General features: G+C 72.5%; 13 protein-coding genes. All 13 read left to right on the top strand.

Annotated features, from left to right (window positions below; genetic code table 11):
- Positions 1 to 9 precede the first annotated feature (9 nt).
- Positions 10 to 1,401, top strand: a complete 1,392-nt coding sequence (lysA, locus tag ACZ6ZR_RS09950) for a diaminopimelate decarboxylase (protein ID WP_465641232.1) — start codon at positions 10 to 12, stop codon at positions 1,399 to 1,401.
- Positions 1,402 to 1,545: 144 nt separating this feature from the next.
- On the top strand, positions 1,546 to 2,838 hold the full coding sequence (locus ACZ6ZR_RS09945; protein ID WP_465641230.1) for a homoserine dehydrogenase: 1,293 nt from the start codon (positions 1,546 to 1,548) through the stop codon (positions 2,836 to 2,838).
- Positions 2,839 to 2,847: 9 nt separating this feature from the next.
- On the top strand, positions 2,848 to 3,933 hold the full coding sequence (gene thrC / locus ACZ6ZR_RS09940; protein ID WP_465641228.1) for a threonine synthase: 1,086 nt from the start codon (positions 2,848 to 2,850) through the stop codon (positions 3,931 to 3,933).
- A 278-nt stretch (positions 3,934 to 4,211) separates the two neighbouring features.
- Entirely contained in the window at positions 4,212 to 5,129 is a 918-nt protein-coding gene (thrB, locus tag ACZ6ZR_RS09935; protein WP_465641226.1) for a homoserine kinase, read from the top strand.
- A 534-nt stretch (positions 5,130 to 5,663) separates the two neighbouring features.
- Complete coding sequence (gene rho / locus ACZ6ZR_RS09930) at positions 5,664 to 7,760, top strand: transcription termination factor Rho (protein WP_465641224.1); 2,097 nt, start codon at positions 5,664 to 5,666, stop codon at positions 7,758 to 7,760.
- Positions 7,761 to 7,920: 160 nt separating this feature from the next.
- On the top strand, positions 7,921 to 9,009 hold the full coding sequence (locus tag ACZ6ZR_RS09925; protein WP_465641222.1) for an LCP family protein: 1,089 nt from the start codon (positions 7,921 to 7,923) through the stop codon (positions 9,007 to 9,009).
- 146 nt (positions 9,010 to 9,155) lie between these two features.
- Positions 9,156 to 9,383 carry a 50S ribosomal protein L31 gene (rpmE, locus tag ACZ6ZR_RS09920; protein ID WP_465641220.1) on the top strand — a complete coding sequence of 76 codons (228 nt, stop codon included), beginning with the start codon at positions 9,156 to 9,158 and terminating at the stop codon, positions 9,381 to 9,383.
- A 120-nt stretch (positions 9,384 to 9,503) separates the two neighbouring features.
- Complete coding sequence (prfA, locus tag ACZ6ZR_RS09915; RefSeq protein ID WP_465641218.1) at positions 9,504 to 10,580, top strand: peptide chain release factor 1; 1,077 nt, start codon at positions 9,504 to 9,506, stop codon at positions 10,578 to 10,580.
- 17 nt (positions 10,581 to 10,597) lie between these two features.
- A complete protein-coding gene (prmC, locus tag ACZ6ZR_RS09910) occupies positions 10,598 to 11,464 on the top strand; it encodes a peptide chain release factor N(5)-glutamine methyltransferase (RefSeq protein ID WP_345290100.1) in 867 nt (288 codons plus the stop codon).
- Positions 11,465 to 11,551: 87 nt separating this feature from the next.
- Positions 11,552 to 12,199: an L-threonylcarbamoyladenylate synthase gene (locus ACZ6ZR_RS09905; RefSeq protein ID WP_465641215.1), complete on the top strand. Its 648-nt coding sequence runs from the start codon at positions 11,552 to 11,554 to the stop codon at positions 12,197 to 12,199.
- 47 nt (positions 12,200 to 12,246) lie between these two features.
- Complete coding sequence (locus ACZ6ZR_RS09900) at positions 12,247 to 12,888, top strand: arsenate reductase/protein-tyrosine-phosphatase family protein (RefSeq protein WP_465641331.1); 642 nt, start codon at positions 12,247 to 12,249, stop codon at positions 12,886 to 12,888.
- Between the two features lie 123 nt (positions 12,889 to 13,011).
- Positions 13,012 to 14,271 (top strand): serine hydroxymethyltransferase, encoded by a 1,260-nt coding sequence (locus ACZ6ZR_RS09895; protein ID WP_465641214.1) that lies wholly within the window; start codon positions 13,012 to 13,014, stop codon positions 14,269 to 14,271.
- A gap of 202 nt (positions 14,272 to 14,473) precedes the next feature.
- Positions 14,474 to 15,775 carry an MraY family glycosyltransferase gene (locus ACZ6ZR_RS09890; RefSeq protein ID WP_465641213.1) on the top strand — a complete coding sequence of 434 codons (1,302 nt, stop codon included), beginning with the start codon at positions 14,474 to 14,476 and terminating at the stop codon, positions 15,773 to 15,775.
- The last annotated feature ends 53 nt before the right edge of the window (positions 15,776 to 15,828 follow it).

Raw genomic sequence — 15,828 nt, 5'->3', positions numbered from 1 at the left:
GAAAAGCAGATGAGCCGCTCCGCCCACCCCGCCGGTCCCCGCCACGGGGACGTGCTGCCCGAGGGCCACTACCTGGCGCCCCCGGCCGACCTGAACGCGCTGGACCCGAAGGTCTGGTCGTCCACCGTCTCGCGCGGCGCCGACGGCGTCGTCGCCGTGGGCGGGGTGGACGTGAAAGCGATCGCGGCGGAGCACGGCACCCCGGCCTACGTGATGGACGAGGCCGACTTCCGCGAGCGGGCCCGGGCCTGGCGGGACGCGTTCGGCCCGGGGGCGGACGTCTACTACGCGGGCAAGGCGTTCCTCTCCAAGGCGGTGGTCCGCTGGCTGCACGAGGAGGGGCTGAACCTCGACGTGTGCAGCCCGGGCGAGCTGGCGGTGGCGCTGGCCGCCGGGATGCCGGGGGAGCGGATCGCGCTGCACGGCAACAACAAGTCCACCGAGGAGCTGGAGCAGGCGCTCAAGGCGGGCGTCGGGCACGTGGTGCTGGACTCCTTCCAGGAGATCGAGCGCCTGGCCGCCGTGGCCGAGCGCCAGGGCGTCCGGCAGCCGGTGCTGATCCGGGTCACGGTCGGCGTCGAGGCGCACACCCACGAGTTCATCGCCACCGCGCACGAGGACCAGAAGTTCGGCCTCTCCCTCAACGGCGGCCTGGCCGCCGAGGCGGTCCGCCGCACGCTGGCCCACCCGAGCCTGGAGCTGCGCGGCATCCACTCGCACATCGGCTCGCAGATCTTCGACACGGCCGGTTTCGAGGTGGCCGCCCGCCGGGTGGTCGGCCTGCTGGCCGAGGTGCGGGACGAGCACGGGGTGGAGCTGCCGGAGATCGACCTCGGCGGCGGCCTCGGGATCGCGTACACCAGCGAGGACGACCCGCGCTCGCCGGCCGAGATCGCCGCCTCGCTGGCGGACATCGTCCGCCGGGAGTGCGCGGCGGCCGGGCTGACGGCCCCTCGGCTGAGCGTCGAGCCGGGCCGGGCGATCGTCGGGCCGACCGCGTTCACGCTGTACCGGGTGGGTACGATCAAGCCCCTCGACGGTCTGCGCACCTACGTCAGCGTCGACGGCGGGATGTCGGACAACATCCGCACCGCCCTGTACGACGCCGAGTACTCGGTGGCCCTGGTCTCCCGCACCAGCGAGGCCGCGCCGATGCTGGTCAGGGTGGTCGGCAAGCACTGCGAGTCCGGCGATATCGTGGTCCGGGACGCCTTCCTGCCCGCCGACCTGGCGGACGGGGACCTGATCGCGGTGCCCGCGACCGGGGCCTACTGCCGCTCGATGGCGAGCAACTACAACCACGCCCTCAAGCCCCCGGTGCTGGCCGTCAAGGACGGCTCGGCCCGGGTGATCGTCCGGCGCGAGAAGGAGGACGATCTCCTGCGTCTCGATATCGGATAGAGAAATCTTCGTCTCAGATCATGGACCGGCCGTAGATCCGTGCGGCTGGTCCCGGAGACTGGTACGGACCGAATACCCTGCGGGCGTCGGCAACCGCCGTCCCAAGAGCCCGCAGGAATCCCCGAGAAAGCAGAGCGGAGTCGGATGATGCGTACGCGCCCGCTGAAGGTGGCGTTGCTGGGCTGTGGTGTGGTGGGCTCCGAGGTGGCGCGCATCATGACGACGCACAGCGCCGACCTCGCCGCGCGGATCGGCGCTCCGGTCGAGCTCGCCGGCATCGCGGTCCGCCGGGCCGGCCGGGCCCGCGCCGGGGTCCCCGAGGAACTGCTCACCACCGACGCCGAGGCCCTGGTCGGCCGCGGCGACATCGACGTGGTGATCGAGGTGGTCGGCGGGATCGAGCCGTCCAAGAGCCTGATCCTCAAGGCCTTCGAGAGCGGTGCCTCGGTGGTCTCGGCCAACAAGGCGCTGCTCGCCAAGGACGGCACCGAGCTGCACGCCGCGGCGGCCGCGGCCGGCGTCGACCTCTACTACGAGGCCGCCGTGGCCGGTGCGATCCCGCTGATCCGCCCGCTGCGCGAGTCGCTGGCCGGCGACAAGGTGAACCGGGTGCTCGGCATCGTCAACGGCACCACCAACTTCATCATGGACAAGATGGACTCCACCGGCGCTGGGTACTCCGAGGCGCTGGAGGAGGCCACCGCGCTCGGCTACGCCGAGGCCGACCCGACGGCCGACGTGGAGGGCTTCGACGCCGCCGCCAAGGCCGCGATCCTGGCCGGCATCGCCTTCCACACCGAGGTCACCGCCGCGGACGTCTACCGCGAGGGCATCACCGAGGTCACCGCCGCCGACATCGCCTCCGCCAAGGAGATGGGCTGCGTGGTCAAGCTGCTGGCGATCTGCGAGCGGGCCGCCGACGGCGAGTCGGTCACCGCCCGGGTGCACCCGGCGATGATCCCGCTCAGCCACCCGCTGGCCTCCGTCCGCGAGGCGTACAACGCGGTCTTCGTGGAGGCCGAGGCGGCCGGCCGGCTGATGTTCTACGGCCCCGGCGCCGGCGGCGCGCCGACCGCCTCGGCGGTCCTCGGCGACCTGGTCGCGGTCTGCCGCAACAAGCTCAACGGCTCGACCGGTCCGGGTGATTCGGTCTACAGCCAGCTGCCGGCCAAGCCGATGGACCAGGTGATCACCCGGTACCACGTCAGCCTGGACGTGGACGACCGCGCGGGCGTGCTCGCCCAGGTCGCCACGGTCTTCGCCGACCACGGGGTCTCGATCGACACCGTCCGCCAGCAGGGCCGCGAGGGCGACGCCTCGCTCGTCGTGGTCACCCACCGCGCCACCGACGCCGCGCTGTCGGCGACGGTCGACAAGCTCCGCGCACTCGACAGCGTGCGCGGCGTGGCCAGCATCATGCGGGTTGAAGGGGAGTAGGGAAGCACCATGAACGCCGTAGTCCAGAGCGGTCACACCCACCAGTGGCGCGGGCTCATCGAGGAGTACCGCGACCGTCTGCCGGTCACCGCCGACACCCCCGTCGTCACCCTGCTGGAGGGCGGCACGCCGCTCGTCCCGGCCCAGGTCCTCTCCGAGCGCACCGGCTGTGAGGTCTACCTCAAGGTCGAGGGCGCCAACCCGACCGGCTCCTTCAAGGACCGCGGGATGACCATGGCCATCTCCAAGGCCAAGGAGGACGGCGCCCAGGCCGTCATCTGCGCCTCCACCGGCAACACCTCGGCCTCCGCCGCCGCGTACGCGGTGCGGGCCGGGATGGTCTCCGCCGTGCTGGTGCCGCAGGGCAAGATCGCGCTCGGCAAGATGGGCCAGGCCCTGGTGCACGGCGCGAAGATCCTCCAGGTGGACGGAAACTTCGACGACTGCCTCACCCTGGCGCGTGAACTCTCCGAGAAGTACCCGGTCGCCCTGGTCAACTCGGTGAACCCGGTGCGCATCGAGGGCCAGAAGACCGCCGCCTTCGAGATCGTCGACATGCTCGGCGACGCCCCCGACATCCACGTCCTCCCGGTCGGCAACGCGGGCAACATCACCGCCTATTGGAAGGGCTACACCGAGTACGCCAAGGACGGCCTGGCCGCCCGCACCCCGCGGATGTGGGGCTTCCAGGCGTCCGGCTCGGCCCCGATCGTGGACGGCGCCCCGGTGCTCAACCCGCAGACCATCGCCACCGCGATCCGGATCGGCAACCCGGCCTCCTGGGACTACGCGCTGGCCGCCCGGGACGACTCCGGCGGCCTCATCGACAAGGTGACGGACCGTCAGATCCTGTCCGCCTACCGGCTGCTGGCCTCCCAGGAGGGCGTCTTCGTGGAGCCCGCCTCGGCCGCCTCGGTGGCCGGCCTGCTGGCGAAGGCGGAGGCCGGCCTGGTCGACCCGGGCCAGCGGATCGTCTGCACCGTGACCGGCAACGGCCTCAAGGACCCGGACTGGGCGGTGGCCGGCGCGCCGCAGCCGCAGATCGTCCCGATCGACCCGGAGGCGGCCGCCCGCCGCCTGGGCCTGCTGGACTGACGCCGCGTCAACAGGCGGGCCGACCCTTTCGGGGGTCGGCCCGCGTGTCCGTTCCGTGCCCGGAGCCGCACAATTTCCGGCCAGATTCGGCAACACGGCAGATCGGAGGGGTACGAGGTGTACCGCTCTGGAACCTGTCTTCGATAGTCTGGACCGCAGTGGGCCGTGCCGTGCGCCGTGCCCGCCCGTCGGGGCCGCCGACCGCAGGCCCCCGCAGACGTACCACCGCAGGCCCGCCCCCCAACCGGGCCGTCATCCCTCAGGAGAGTCCCACCACCATGGCTGGTCCCGCGTTCCGTGCTGCCGCCGTCCGGGTCCGGGTCCCCGCGACCAGTGCCAACCTCGGCCCCGGTTTCGACGCCTTCGGACTCGCCCTCGGCCTGTACGACGACGTGGTGGTCCGGGTGGCCGACAGCGGCCTCTCGGTGGACATCGCCGGTGAGGGAGCGGACTCCCTGCCGCGCGACGAACGGCATCTGATGGTCCGTTCGATGCGCGCCGCCTTCGACCGACTGGGCGGCCAGCCGCGCGGCCTGGAGGTCGTCTGCGCCAACCGGATACCGCACGGCCGGGGCCTCGGCTCCTCCTCCGCCGCCATCTGCGCCGGCATCGTGGCCGCCCGCGCCGTCACCATCGGCGGCCCGTCCGCGCTGGACGACGACGCCCTGCTGGCCCTCGCCTCCGAGCTGGAGGGCCACCCCGACAACGTCGCGGCCTGTCTGCGCGGCGGCTTCACCATCGCCTGGACGGACGAGGAGTCCGCCAAGGCGGTCCGCCTGGAGCCGTCCTCCGGGGTCGTCCCGGTGGTCTTCATCCCCTCCACCGAGGTGCTCACCGAGACCGCCCGCGGCCTGCTGCCGAAGACCGTCCCGCTCGGTGACGCGGCCGTCAACGCGGGCCGCGCGGCCCTGCTGGTCGAGGCCCTGACGAACCGTCCGGAACTGCTGCTGGCCGCCACCGAGGACCGCCTGCACCAGGACTACCGCGCCTCCGCCATGCCCGGCAGCGCCGCCCTGGTGGGCGCCCTGCGCGCCGAGGGCGTGCCCGCGGTCATCTCCGGCGCCGGTCCCACCGTGCTGGCGCTGGCGGACGAGGCCGGGGCCGAGAAGCTGCTCTCCTTCGCCGGGCCGGACTTCGCCGCGCACCGGCTCGACCTGGACGCCGGCGGCACCCAGGTGCTGCCGCTGGACGGCTGAGCGGTTCGTCCGCGCGGACACGATTGACGGGAACAGGGCCGGGGAATGTGTCAGGGGGTCGGTAGTGTTAACCTCATTGCTGCACCAGGTGCCCTCCGGGGTGCGGTGCGCCGCGTCCCGATCCCGCCCTCCCACAGCTGCGGCCAGTCCGCACGAGTGGGGCCGTGGCCGAACGGGACCACGATCCTCCGGGAACCCTCCGCAGCGCGTACGCAGCCTGCCTGCGCGGATGCGGCCGTATCCCGAAGCCGTGACGGCACCTGACTCCCTCCCGCGGCCTCCCACGTAGCACCGCGCCCGGATGGGGCCCGGTCGCCGACACGCGACGGGGGCCCGGGAATCGCGGGCAGCGGGGTCGGCACGAAGCCAGGCCCGCGCCACTTCGCACCACAGTGCACATCACAGCTCTTCCCCGACTGGCAGCGCCATTCGGGGGATCACCGCCTCGGACCGACGCAGTCGAGCGTTGGTCAGGACAGCACAACCGGTCGCCGAGCCAGACAGGCCGACGTCCGCTCCAGGGAAGGACCCTTAGTGAGCGACTCCACCGATCTGATGGGCGCGCGCCCGGACGCCGAGGCGTCGGACGCGGCCACCGCCCCCGCGGCCCCGGCGCGGCGCCGTCGTACCGCTGCCGCGGGCCTGGACGGCCTGGTGCTTGCCGAGCTTCAGAAGCTCGCCTCGACCCTCGGGATCAGCGGTACCGGACGCCTTCGCAAGAGCCAGCTGATCGAGGCCATCAAGGAGAAGAGCGGCGGCGACCCGCTGCTCGCCGGTGCCGCCGCACCGGCGGCTCCGGCCGCCAAGCGGACCACCAAGGCCGCCGCCGCTGCCGAGGCGCCCGCCGCCGAGGCCCCGGCCGTTGCCGAGAAGCCCGCTCGCCGCACGGCCAAGGCCGCCGCTGCCGCCCCGGCCGCCGAGCCGCAGGCGCAGATCGAGATCCCGGTCCAGGCCGCCGCCGAGACCGGTGCCGCCCCGGCCCGGACCGAGCGCACCCGCCGCCGGGCCACCTCGGCCGCCGGCGCCCCGGTCGCCGAGGCCCCCGAGGCCGGCACCGTGGTCGCCGAGGCCCGGACCGAGACCCGCACCGCCGACGGCGAGGCCCGCACCGACACCCGTCGCGACCGCCGTGACCGGCGCGACCGCCGCGAGGGCGGCGAGCGCACCGAGGTGGCCGAGGGCCAGGACGGCGAGAGCCGCGAGTCCCGCCGCGAGCGCCGCAACCGCCGCGACCGCGCGGACCGCCCCGAGCGCGGCGAGCGCCAGCAGGGCGGCCAGCAGACCCAGCAGCAGGACGGTGGCCAGCAGAGCCGTCAGCAGCAGCCCGCCGTGCAGCAGCAGTCGCAGCCGCAGGCCGCCCAGGGCGGTTACGACGACGACGAGTTCGGCGACGGCCGCCGCGGCCGCCGGGGCCGTTACCGCGACCGCCGGGGCCGCAGCGGCAGCAGCCGCCGCGACGGCTTCGAGGCCGGCCCGGCCGAGGTGCAGGTCAACGACGACGACGTCCTGATCCCCGTCGCGGGCATCCTGGACATCCTCGACAACTACGCCTTCGTCCGGACCTCCGGCTACCTGCCGGGCTCGAACGACGTCTACGTCTCGCTCGCCCAGGTCCGCAAGAACGGCCTGCGCAAGGGTGACGCCATCACCGGTGCGGTGCGCCAGCCCAAGGACGGCGAGCGCCGCGAGAAGTTCAACGCCATGGTGCGGCTGGACTCCGTCAACGGCACCGACCCGGACCAGGCGCGCAACCGCCCGGAGTTCGGCAAGCTGACCCCGCTCTACCCGCAGGAGCGCCTGCGGCTGGAGACCGACCCGGGCATCCTGACCACCCGGATCATCGACCTGGTCTCGCCCATCGGCAAGGGCCAGCGCGGTCTGATCGTCGCCCCGCCGAAGACCGGCAAGACGATGATCATGCAGGCGATCGCCAACGCGATCACCACCAACAACCCCGAGTGCCACCTGATGGTCGTCCTGGTCGACGAGCGTCCGGAAGAGGTCACCGACATGCAGCGGTCGGTCAAGGGCGAGGTCATCTCCTCGACCTTCGACCGCCCGGCCGAGGACCACACGGTCGTCGCCGAGCTGGCCATCGAGCGCGCCAAGCGCCTGGTCGAGCTGGGCCACGACGTGGTCATCCTGCTGGACTCGATCACCCGCCTCGGCCGCGCCTACAACCTGGCGGCGCCGGCCTCCGGCCGCATCCTGTCCGGTGGTGTCGACTCGACCGCGCTCTACCCGCCGAAGAAGTTCTTCGGCGCCGCGCGCAACATCGAGAACGGCGGCTCGCTGACCATCCTCGCCACCGCCCTGGTGGAGACCGGCTCGCGCGCCGACGAGGTCGTCTTCGAGGAGTTCAAGGGCACCGGCAACATGGAGCTCCGGCTCGACCGCAAGCTCTCGGACAAGCGCATCTTCCCGGCCGTGGACGTGGACGCCTCCAGCACCCGCAAGGACGAGATCCTGCTGGGCAGCGAGGAGCTCGCGATCACCTGGAAGCTCCGCCGGGTGCTGCACGCGCTCGACTCGCAGCAGGCCATGGAGCTGCTCCTGGACAAGCTCAAGCAGACCAAGAGCAACGCCGAGTTCCTGATGCAGATCGCCAAGAGCACGCCTGGCTCCGACTGATCATCCGCACACCGAGAACCCCGGACCGCAACCGCGGCCCGGGGTTCTCGCGTCTTCTCAGGCGGTTCTAAGAAAGGGACTTATCGGTATCCGGTTCGCTTATGCTCGGATTGAGGTCATACCGACCAGAGCCCCCCTGAGAGTGAGGACGAGAGGCGATATGGCCGAGCACCGACGCAAGATCCTCTCCCGCAAGGTCCGACTACGACGGACCGTGGTGTGCAGCGTCGCGGGGCTGCTGGTGCTGGGCGGCGGAGCCGCCGGGTACGCGTACTGGAAGCTGGACGGCAACATCAAGGGCGTCGACATCGACGCCCAGCTGGGCACCGCCCGCCCGCCCGCCGCGACCGACGGCTCCTTCAACGTGCTGGTGCTGGGCTCCGACTCCCGGGGCGGCGCCAACGGGAACCTGGCCGGCGGGGACACCGACGGCACCGCCCGCTCCGACACCGCGATGGTGGTCCACGTCAACCAGGACCACAGCCGCGGCGAGGTGGTCTCGATACCCCGGGACACCCTGGTGTCCCGCCCCGCCTGCACCTCCGCCGCCGGGAAGGCGGTGCCCGCCGCGAAGAGCGCGATGTTCAACTCCGCCTTCGAGGCCGGCGGCCCGGCCTGCGCCGTGAAGACCACCGAGCAGCTCACCGGGCTGCGGATGGACCACTACGTGGAGATCGACTTCGCCGGCTTCGCGGGCCTGATCGACGCCATCGGCGGGGTCGACGTGACCACCACGGTGCCGATCGACGACAAGGACAGCGGCCTGCACCTGGAGGCCGGTGCGCACCACCTGGGCGGCGAGCAGGCGCTGGCCTTCGTCCGCACCCGGCACGGGGTCGGGGACGGCAGCGACCTGGGCCGGATCGAGCTGCAGAAGCAGATGGTGAAGGCGGTCATGGCCCAGACCAAGAGCCTGGGGCTGACCAGCAACCCGGCCAAGCTGTTCTCGGTGGCCGACAAGCTCACCAAGTCCGTCACCACCGACTCCGACCTGGCCTCGGTGAGCGCGCTGATGGGCCTGGCGGAGAGCCTCAAGGGCATCGGGCCGGACGAGCTGGGCATGGTCACCCTGCCGGTCGTCACGGCCCCCAGCGACGTCAACCGGGTGGTCCCGGCCGAGCCCCGGGCCACCCAGCTCTGGGCGGCGCTCAAGGCCGACCAGCCGGTCCCCGCCTCGGTGCTGGCCGAGCAGCCCGCCAACCCGGCCCAGGCCACCCCGACCCCGAAGGCCTCCCGGGCCAAGCGCTGAGGCCTTCCCAACGGGGGCGGAATACCCGGGGGCGCAACCCGGTTTGGGAAGATGCGCCCAGTCCTGGCAGACTGGTCCGTCGGTCCCGGTTCACGTGCGGCTGTCAGCTGCCGACCCGGTGCCCTCCCGAACTCTAGGAGATCCCCTTGAAGCCCAACGTTCACCCCGACTACGTGCTCACGCACGTCACCTGCACCTGCGGCAACGAGTTCACCACTCGTTCGACCGAGACCAGCGGCGTCATTCGCGCCGAGGTCTGCTCCGCGTGCCACCCGTTCTACACCGGCAAGCAGAAGATTCTGGACACCGGTGGCCGTGTCGCCCGCTTCGAGGCCCGCTTCGGCAAGAAGCTCTCGGTCAAGCAGGACGACTAGCGTCCGTACGGCGCCGGTTCCGGTCGTACCCATCCGTGGGTGCGTCCGGACCGGCGCCGTTCGCGTCCCTCCCCACCGTCCGGCACGCTCCTCCCCCCCACCTGGAAGTAGGCCCACCCGATGTTCGAGGCAGTCGCAGAGCTCCTCGTCGAGCACGCCGCCCTCGAGGAGCGGCTGGCCGACCCGTCCGTCCACGCCGACCAGGCCAACGCGCGCAAGCTGGCCAAGCGGTACGCCGAGCTGACCCCGATCACCCGGACGTACCTGGCCTGGAAGCAGGCCGGCGAGGACATCGTGGAGGCCCGTGAACTGGCCGCCGAGGACTCGGACTTCATCGCCGAGGTGAAGGACTCCGAGGCCCGGCAGGCGGTGCTGACGGAGGAGCTGCGGCTGCTGCTGGTGCCGCGCGACCCCAATGACGACAAGGACGTCATCCTGGAGGTCAAGGCCGGTGAGGGCGGCGAGGAGTCCGCGCTGTTCGCCGGGGACCTGCTCCGGATGTACCTGCGGTTCGCCGAGCGGGTGGGCTGGAAGACCGAGATCATCGACGCCAACGAGTCCGACCTCGGCGGCTACAAGGACGTCTCGGTCGCCGTGAAGACCAAGGGGAACGCGGAGCCCGGCCAGGGCGTCTGGGCCCGGCTCAAGTACGAGGGCGGCGTGCACCGGGTGCAGCGCGTCCCGGCCACCGAGTCGCAGGGCCGGATCCACACCTCGGCGGCGGGCGTGCTGGTCACGCCGGAGGCCGAGGAGGTCGAGGTGGAGATCGTCGCCAACGACCTGCGGATCGACGTCTACCGGTCCTCCGGCCCGGGCGGGCAGTCCGTCAACACCACCGACTCGGCGGTCCGGATCACCCACCTGCCGACCGGTATCGTGGCGTCCTGCCAGAACGAGAAGAGCCAGCTGCAGAACAAGGAGCAGGCCATGCGCATCCTGCGTTCGCGGCTGCTCGCCGCCGCGCAGGAGGCGGCCGAGCAGGAGGCCTCGGACGCCCGGCGCAGCCAGGTCCGCACGGTGGACCGCTCGGAGCGCATCCGGACGTACAACTTCCCGGAGAACCGCATCTCGGACCACCGGACCGGCTTCAAGTCGTACAACCTGGACCAGGTGCTGGACGGCGAGCTCGCCGCACTGATCCAGTCCTGCGTGGACGCCGACGCGGCGGCCAAGCTGGCCGCCGCGCAGGAGAACTGACCGAGGGGTGTGGACGGATGAACCTGCTGCTCGCCGAGGTGGCCCAGGCCACCCAGCGGTTGGCCGCGGCCGGGGTGCCGTCGCCGCGCTTCGACGCGGAGGAACTCGCCGCCCACGTCCACAACGTCAAGCGCAGCCAGCTGCACACGGTGAAGGACGGCGACTTCGACGCCCGGTACTGGGAGGCCGTCTCCCGGCGTGAGGCGCGCGAGCCGCTGCAGCACATCACCGGGCGGGCGTTCTTCCGCTACCTGGAGCTGGAGGTCGGCCCCGGGGTGTTCGTGCCCCGGCCGGAGACCGAGACCGTCGTCGAGTGGGCCATAGACGCCGTCCGCGACATGGACGTGGCCGAGCCGCTGGTGGTCGACCTGTGCACCGGCTCCGGCGCCATCGCGCTCGCGCTGGCGCAGGAGCTGCCGCGCTCCACCGTGCACGCCTTCGAGCTGGACGAGGGCGCGCTCGCCTACACCCGGCGCAACGTCGAGGCCAGCTCCGACCGGGCCCGGGTGGTGCTGCACCAGGGCGACGCCACCCGCGCCTTCGAGGACGACCGCTCCTGGGACGGCCGCTTCGACCTGGTGATCTCCAACCCGCCGTACATCCCGCTCACCGAGTGGGAGTACGTGGCGCCCGAGGCCCGCGACCACGACCCGCAGATGGCGCTGTTCTCCGGCGAGGACGGCCTGGACGCCATCCGTGGCATCGAGCGGGTGGCCGCCCGGCTGCTGCGGCCCGGGGGAGTGGTGGTCATCGAGCACGCCGACACCCAGGGCGGCCAGGTGCCGTGGGTGTTCCGCGAGGAGAGCGGCTGGACCGACGCCGCCGACCACCGGGACCTCAACAACCGCCCTCGCTTCACAACAGCCCGAAGGGCGTCGTTGTGAACATCGAGCACAGCACCACAGCCCGTAAGGCCTCGCTGTGAAGCACCACTTGACGACCTGTCAGCTTTCCGAGAGGGGACCGCACCGATGAGCCGCCGCTACGACTGCGCAGACGCAGCCGACCGCGAGACCGGGCTGCGCGAGGCCGCTTCGGCGGTCCGCCGGGGCGAGCTGGTGGTGCTGCCGACCGACACGCTCTACGGCATCGGCGCGGACGCCTTCAGCCCGGAGGCGGTCTCCCACCTGCTGGACGCCAAGGGCCGCGGCCGGAACATGCCCTCCCCGGTGCTGGTCGGCTCGCCGACCACCCTGCACGGGCTGGTCACCGACTTCTCCGAGCAGGCCTGGGAGCTGGTCGACGCGTTCTGGCCGGGCGGGCTGACCCTGGTCGCCAAGCACCAGCCCTCGCTGCGCTGGGACCTGGGGGACACCCGGGGCACCGTGGCCGTCCGGATGCCGCTGCACCCCGTCGCGCTGGAGCTGCTGAACAACGTCGGCCCGATGGCCGTCTCCAGCGCCAACAAGACCGGCGGGCCGAACCCGTCCACCTGCGACGACGCCTACGACCAGCTGGGCGACTCGGTCGCGGTCTATCTGGACGGCGGCAACGCCGACTTCGGCAAGCCGTCCAGCATCGTCGACGTCACGGGCAAGGTCCCGGTCCTGCTGCGGGCCGGCGCGATCAGCGCCGAGCAGCTGAGGGAGGTCGTCCCCGACCTGGAGGCCGGCAGTTGACAGCGGCCTCGCTGTACGGGGTCGGCGCCGCGATACCCGGCGGCGCGCTGCCCGGGCCCGGCTACGTCACCGTCGCCCCCCGGCCGCTGGACACCTTCCGGATCCTCTTCGTCTGCACCGGCAACGTCTGCCGCTCGCCGATAGCCGAGCGGCTCACCCGGCACGAGCTGGACGCCCGGCTGGCCGCCGTGGCCGCCGGGCGGTTCGTGGTGGAGAGCGCCGGGACCTGGGGCCACGAGGGCGCGCCGATGGAGGCGCACGCCGCCACCGTGCTCGGTGAGTACGGGGTGGCGGCGGACAACTTCGCCGGGCGCGAGCTGCTCGACGAGCACGTGATCGACGCGGACCTGGTGCTCACCGCGACCCTGGACCACCGGGCCCAGGTGATCTCGATGGGGCACGCGGCGGGCCTGCGCACCTTCACCATCAAGGAGTTCACCCGGCTGGTGCGGCGGATCGACCCGTCCACCCTGCCGGACCCGCGCGGCGGCACCCAGGCCACCGAGCGGGCCCGGGCCCTGGTGCGCTCGGCCGCCGCGCTGCGCGGCTGGCTGCTGGCCTCCACCCCGGAGTCGGACGAGGTGGACGACCCGTACGGCGCGCCGATCGGGATGTTCCGCAACTGCGGCGAGGAGATATTCGACGCCCTCGACCCGGTGGTGACGGCGCTGACCGGCGTCGCCCGCTGAGAGGTCCCCGGCCGGTGTCCCCCGGTCGGGCGATGCCCGCTTGGGTGCGTTGACGGGCCGTCGGGTGCGGCCCGTCCTACGCTGGGGTTGCCGCCCCACCGTGCCGCCGCCCGGGAGCACCCCATGACCGTCACCTCCGATGTGCAGCTCTCCTGGGAGGCGCCCGCCGCGCTGCGGCTGGCGGACCCTCAGCTGGCCGACCTGCTGGCCGCCGAGGCCGGACGCAGGGCCGAGACGATCCAGTTGCTGGCGGGGGAGAACCTGACCAGCCGGGCGGTGCTGGCCGCCCTCACCGGGCCGCTGGTGGACAAGTACGCCGAGGGCTACCCGGGCCGCCGCCACCACGCCGGCTGCTCGCTGGCGGACGCCGCCGAGCTGCTCGCGGTGGACCGGGCCAAGCGGCTGTTCGGCGCCGAGCACGCCAACGTCCAACCCCGGTCCGGGACTTCGGCCGTGCTGGCGGCGTACGCGGCGCTGCTGCGGCCGGGTGACGTGGTGCTGGCGATGTCGCTGGAGCACGGCGGGCACCTGAGCTGCGGCTCCAAGGCCAACTTCTCCGGCCGCTGGTTCGACTTCGTCGGCTACGGCGTCCGCGAGCAGGACCACCTGGTGGACTACGAGCAGGTGCGCGAACTGGCCCGGCTGCACCGCCCGAAGGCGATCATCGCGGGCGGCATCTCCTACCCCCGGCACCTGGACTGGCGGGCCTTCCGGGAGATCGCCGACGAGGTGGACGCCTACCTGATCGCCAACGTCTCCCAGGTGACCGGCCTGGTGGCGGCCGGTCTCGCGCCCTCGCCGGTGCCGTACGCGGACGTCACGGTGGCGGCCACCCACAAGCTGCTGCGCGGGCCGCGCGGCGGGCTGCTGCTGTGCGGGGAGGAGCTGGCCGAGCGGGTGGACCGGGCGGTCTTCCCGTTCAGCCAGGGCGGGGCGGCGATGAACGAGGTGGCGGCCAAGGCGGTGGCCTTCGCGCAGGCGGACACGCCGGAGTTCGGTGTGTACCTGCGGCGTGCGGTGGACGGTGCGCGCTCCCTGGCCCGGGAACTGGCCCTGGCCGGGGCCGCCCCGCTGACCGGCGGCACCGACACCCATCTGGTGACCGCCGACGTCGGCCCGCTCGGCCTGACCGGCCTGGAGGCCGAACGGCGCTGCGCGGCCGCCGGACTGGTGCTCGGCAAGTGCGTACTCCCGTACGACCCGGCGCCGGCCGCGGTCGGCTCCGGGATCAGGCTCGGCACCGGCACCGTGGCGGCCCAGGGGATGGCCGCGGAGACCACGGCCGAGCTGGGCGGACTCATCGGCCGGCTGCTCACGGCGGGCCCCGACCCGGCGGTCGGCGCCCGGGTCCGGGCCATCGCCGGGGAGCTCGCGCGGAACTGACGGAGCGGCGGATCCACGGCGGATCCACGCCGGAATCACGGCGATTCCCGGATTCGGCACCCGGTAAGGCGAACCGCGGTGCACACGCGGCGCGTCGGACTCAATAAGGTGTGGTCCGTGACGACGACGCACCTCGAATCCCGGGCAGCCACGGGGGTACCTTCGGTATCCGACCGTCAGACCGTCACACCGGAGGCCAGTGGTGCGTGAGTATCTGCTGGTGCTGTTCGTCACCGCGGCCGTCACCTACCTGCTGACCGGCCCGGTGCGGAAGTTCGCCATCCTGGCCGGCGCCATGCCGCCGGTCCGGGCCCGCGACGTGCACCGCGAACCGACCCCCCGCCTCGGTGGCATCGCGATGTTCGGCGGGCTCTGCGCGGGCCTCCTGGTGGCCTCCCAACTCACGAAGCTGAGCGGCCTGTTCATCCAGTCGGCGGACATCCGCGCGCTGCTCGCCGGGGCCGGGATCATGTGGCTGCTCGGCGTGCTGGACGACAAGTGGGGCGTGGACGCCCTGGTCAAGCTCGGCGGTCAGATGATCGCGGCCGGTGTGATGGTCTGGCAGGGCGTCACGGTGATCTCGATCCCGGTGCCCGGCGTCGGCCCGGTGGCGGTCACCCCCACCATGGGCATGATCATCTCGGTCACCCTGGTGGTCGTCATGGTGAACGCGGTGAACTTCATCGACGGCCTGGACGGCCTGGCGGCCGGCATGGTCTGCATCGCCGCGATGGCGTTCTTCCTCTACTCGTACCGGCTCTGGTACGGCTACGGGATCAACGACGCGGCCCCCGCGGTGCTGTTCAGCGCGGTGCTGATCGGGATGTGCCTGGGCTTCCTGCCGCACAACCTGCACCCGGCCCGGATCTTCATGGGCGACTCCGGCTCGATGATGCTCGGCCTGATGCTGGCGGTGGCCGCCATCTCCATCACCGGCCGCGTCGACCCCGACCTGATCACCGCTCAGACCGGTTCGCAGACCGCCACCGTGCACGAGCTGGTGCCGATCTACATCCCGCTGCTGCTGCCGCTGACCGTGATCGCGCTGCCGCTGGCCGACCTGCTGCTCGCGGTGGTCCGCCGCACCTGGGCCGGCAAGTCCCCGTTCGCGGCGGACAAGCAGCACCTGCACCACCGGCTGCTGCTGGTCGGCCACTCGCACAGCCGGGCCGTGCTGATCATGTACTTCTGGGCCGCCCTGATCGCCTTCGGCACCGTCGCCTTCTCCGTCCCGGGCCGGGGCCGCGCCCTGGTGCTCGGGATGGCCGGGCTCTGCCTGCTCGGGATCGTGGTGCTGCTGATGCCGCGGTTCCGCCCGCGGGCCCCGCGCGCGGTGCAGGCCTTCGTGCCGCCCCGCTACCGCAAGGTGCCGGAGCCGCAGGTCACGGAGGTCACGGAGGTTTCGGCGGAGGCCGCCCTGTCCGTCGAGGACGAGGAGCTGCTGGGCCGGCTCGGCACCGGTGCGACGGCGGTGGGCGGCGCCCGCCGCGGCGTCCAGGGCTGACGACACGTCGCCTGACGGACCGTCAACTGCCGTCACCCGTACGGCGGCACCGT

This window comes from Kitasatospora sp. NPDC088742, assembly GCF_055584905.1.
This window is presented reverse-complemented; position numbering and strand designations above follow the sequence as displayed.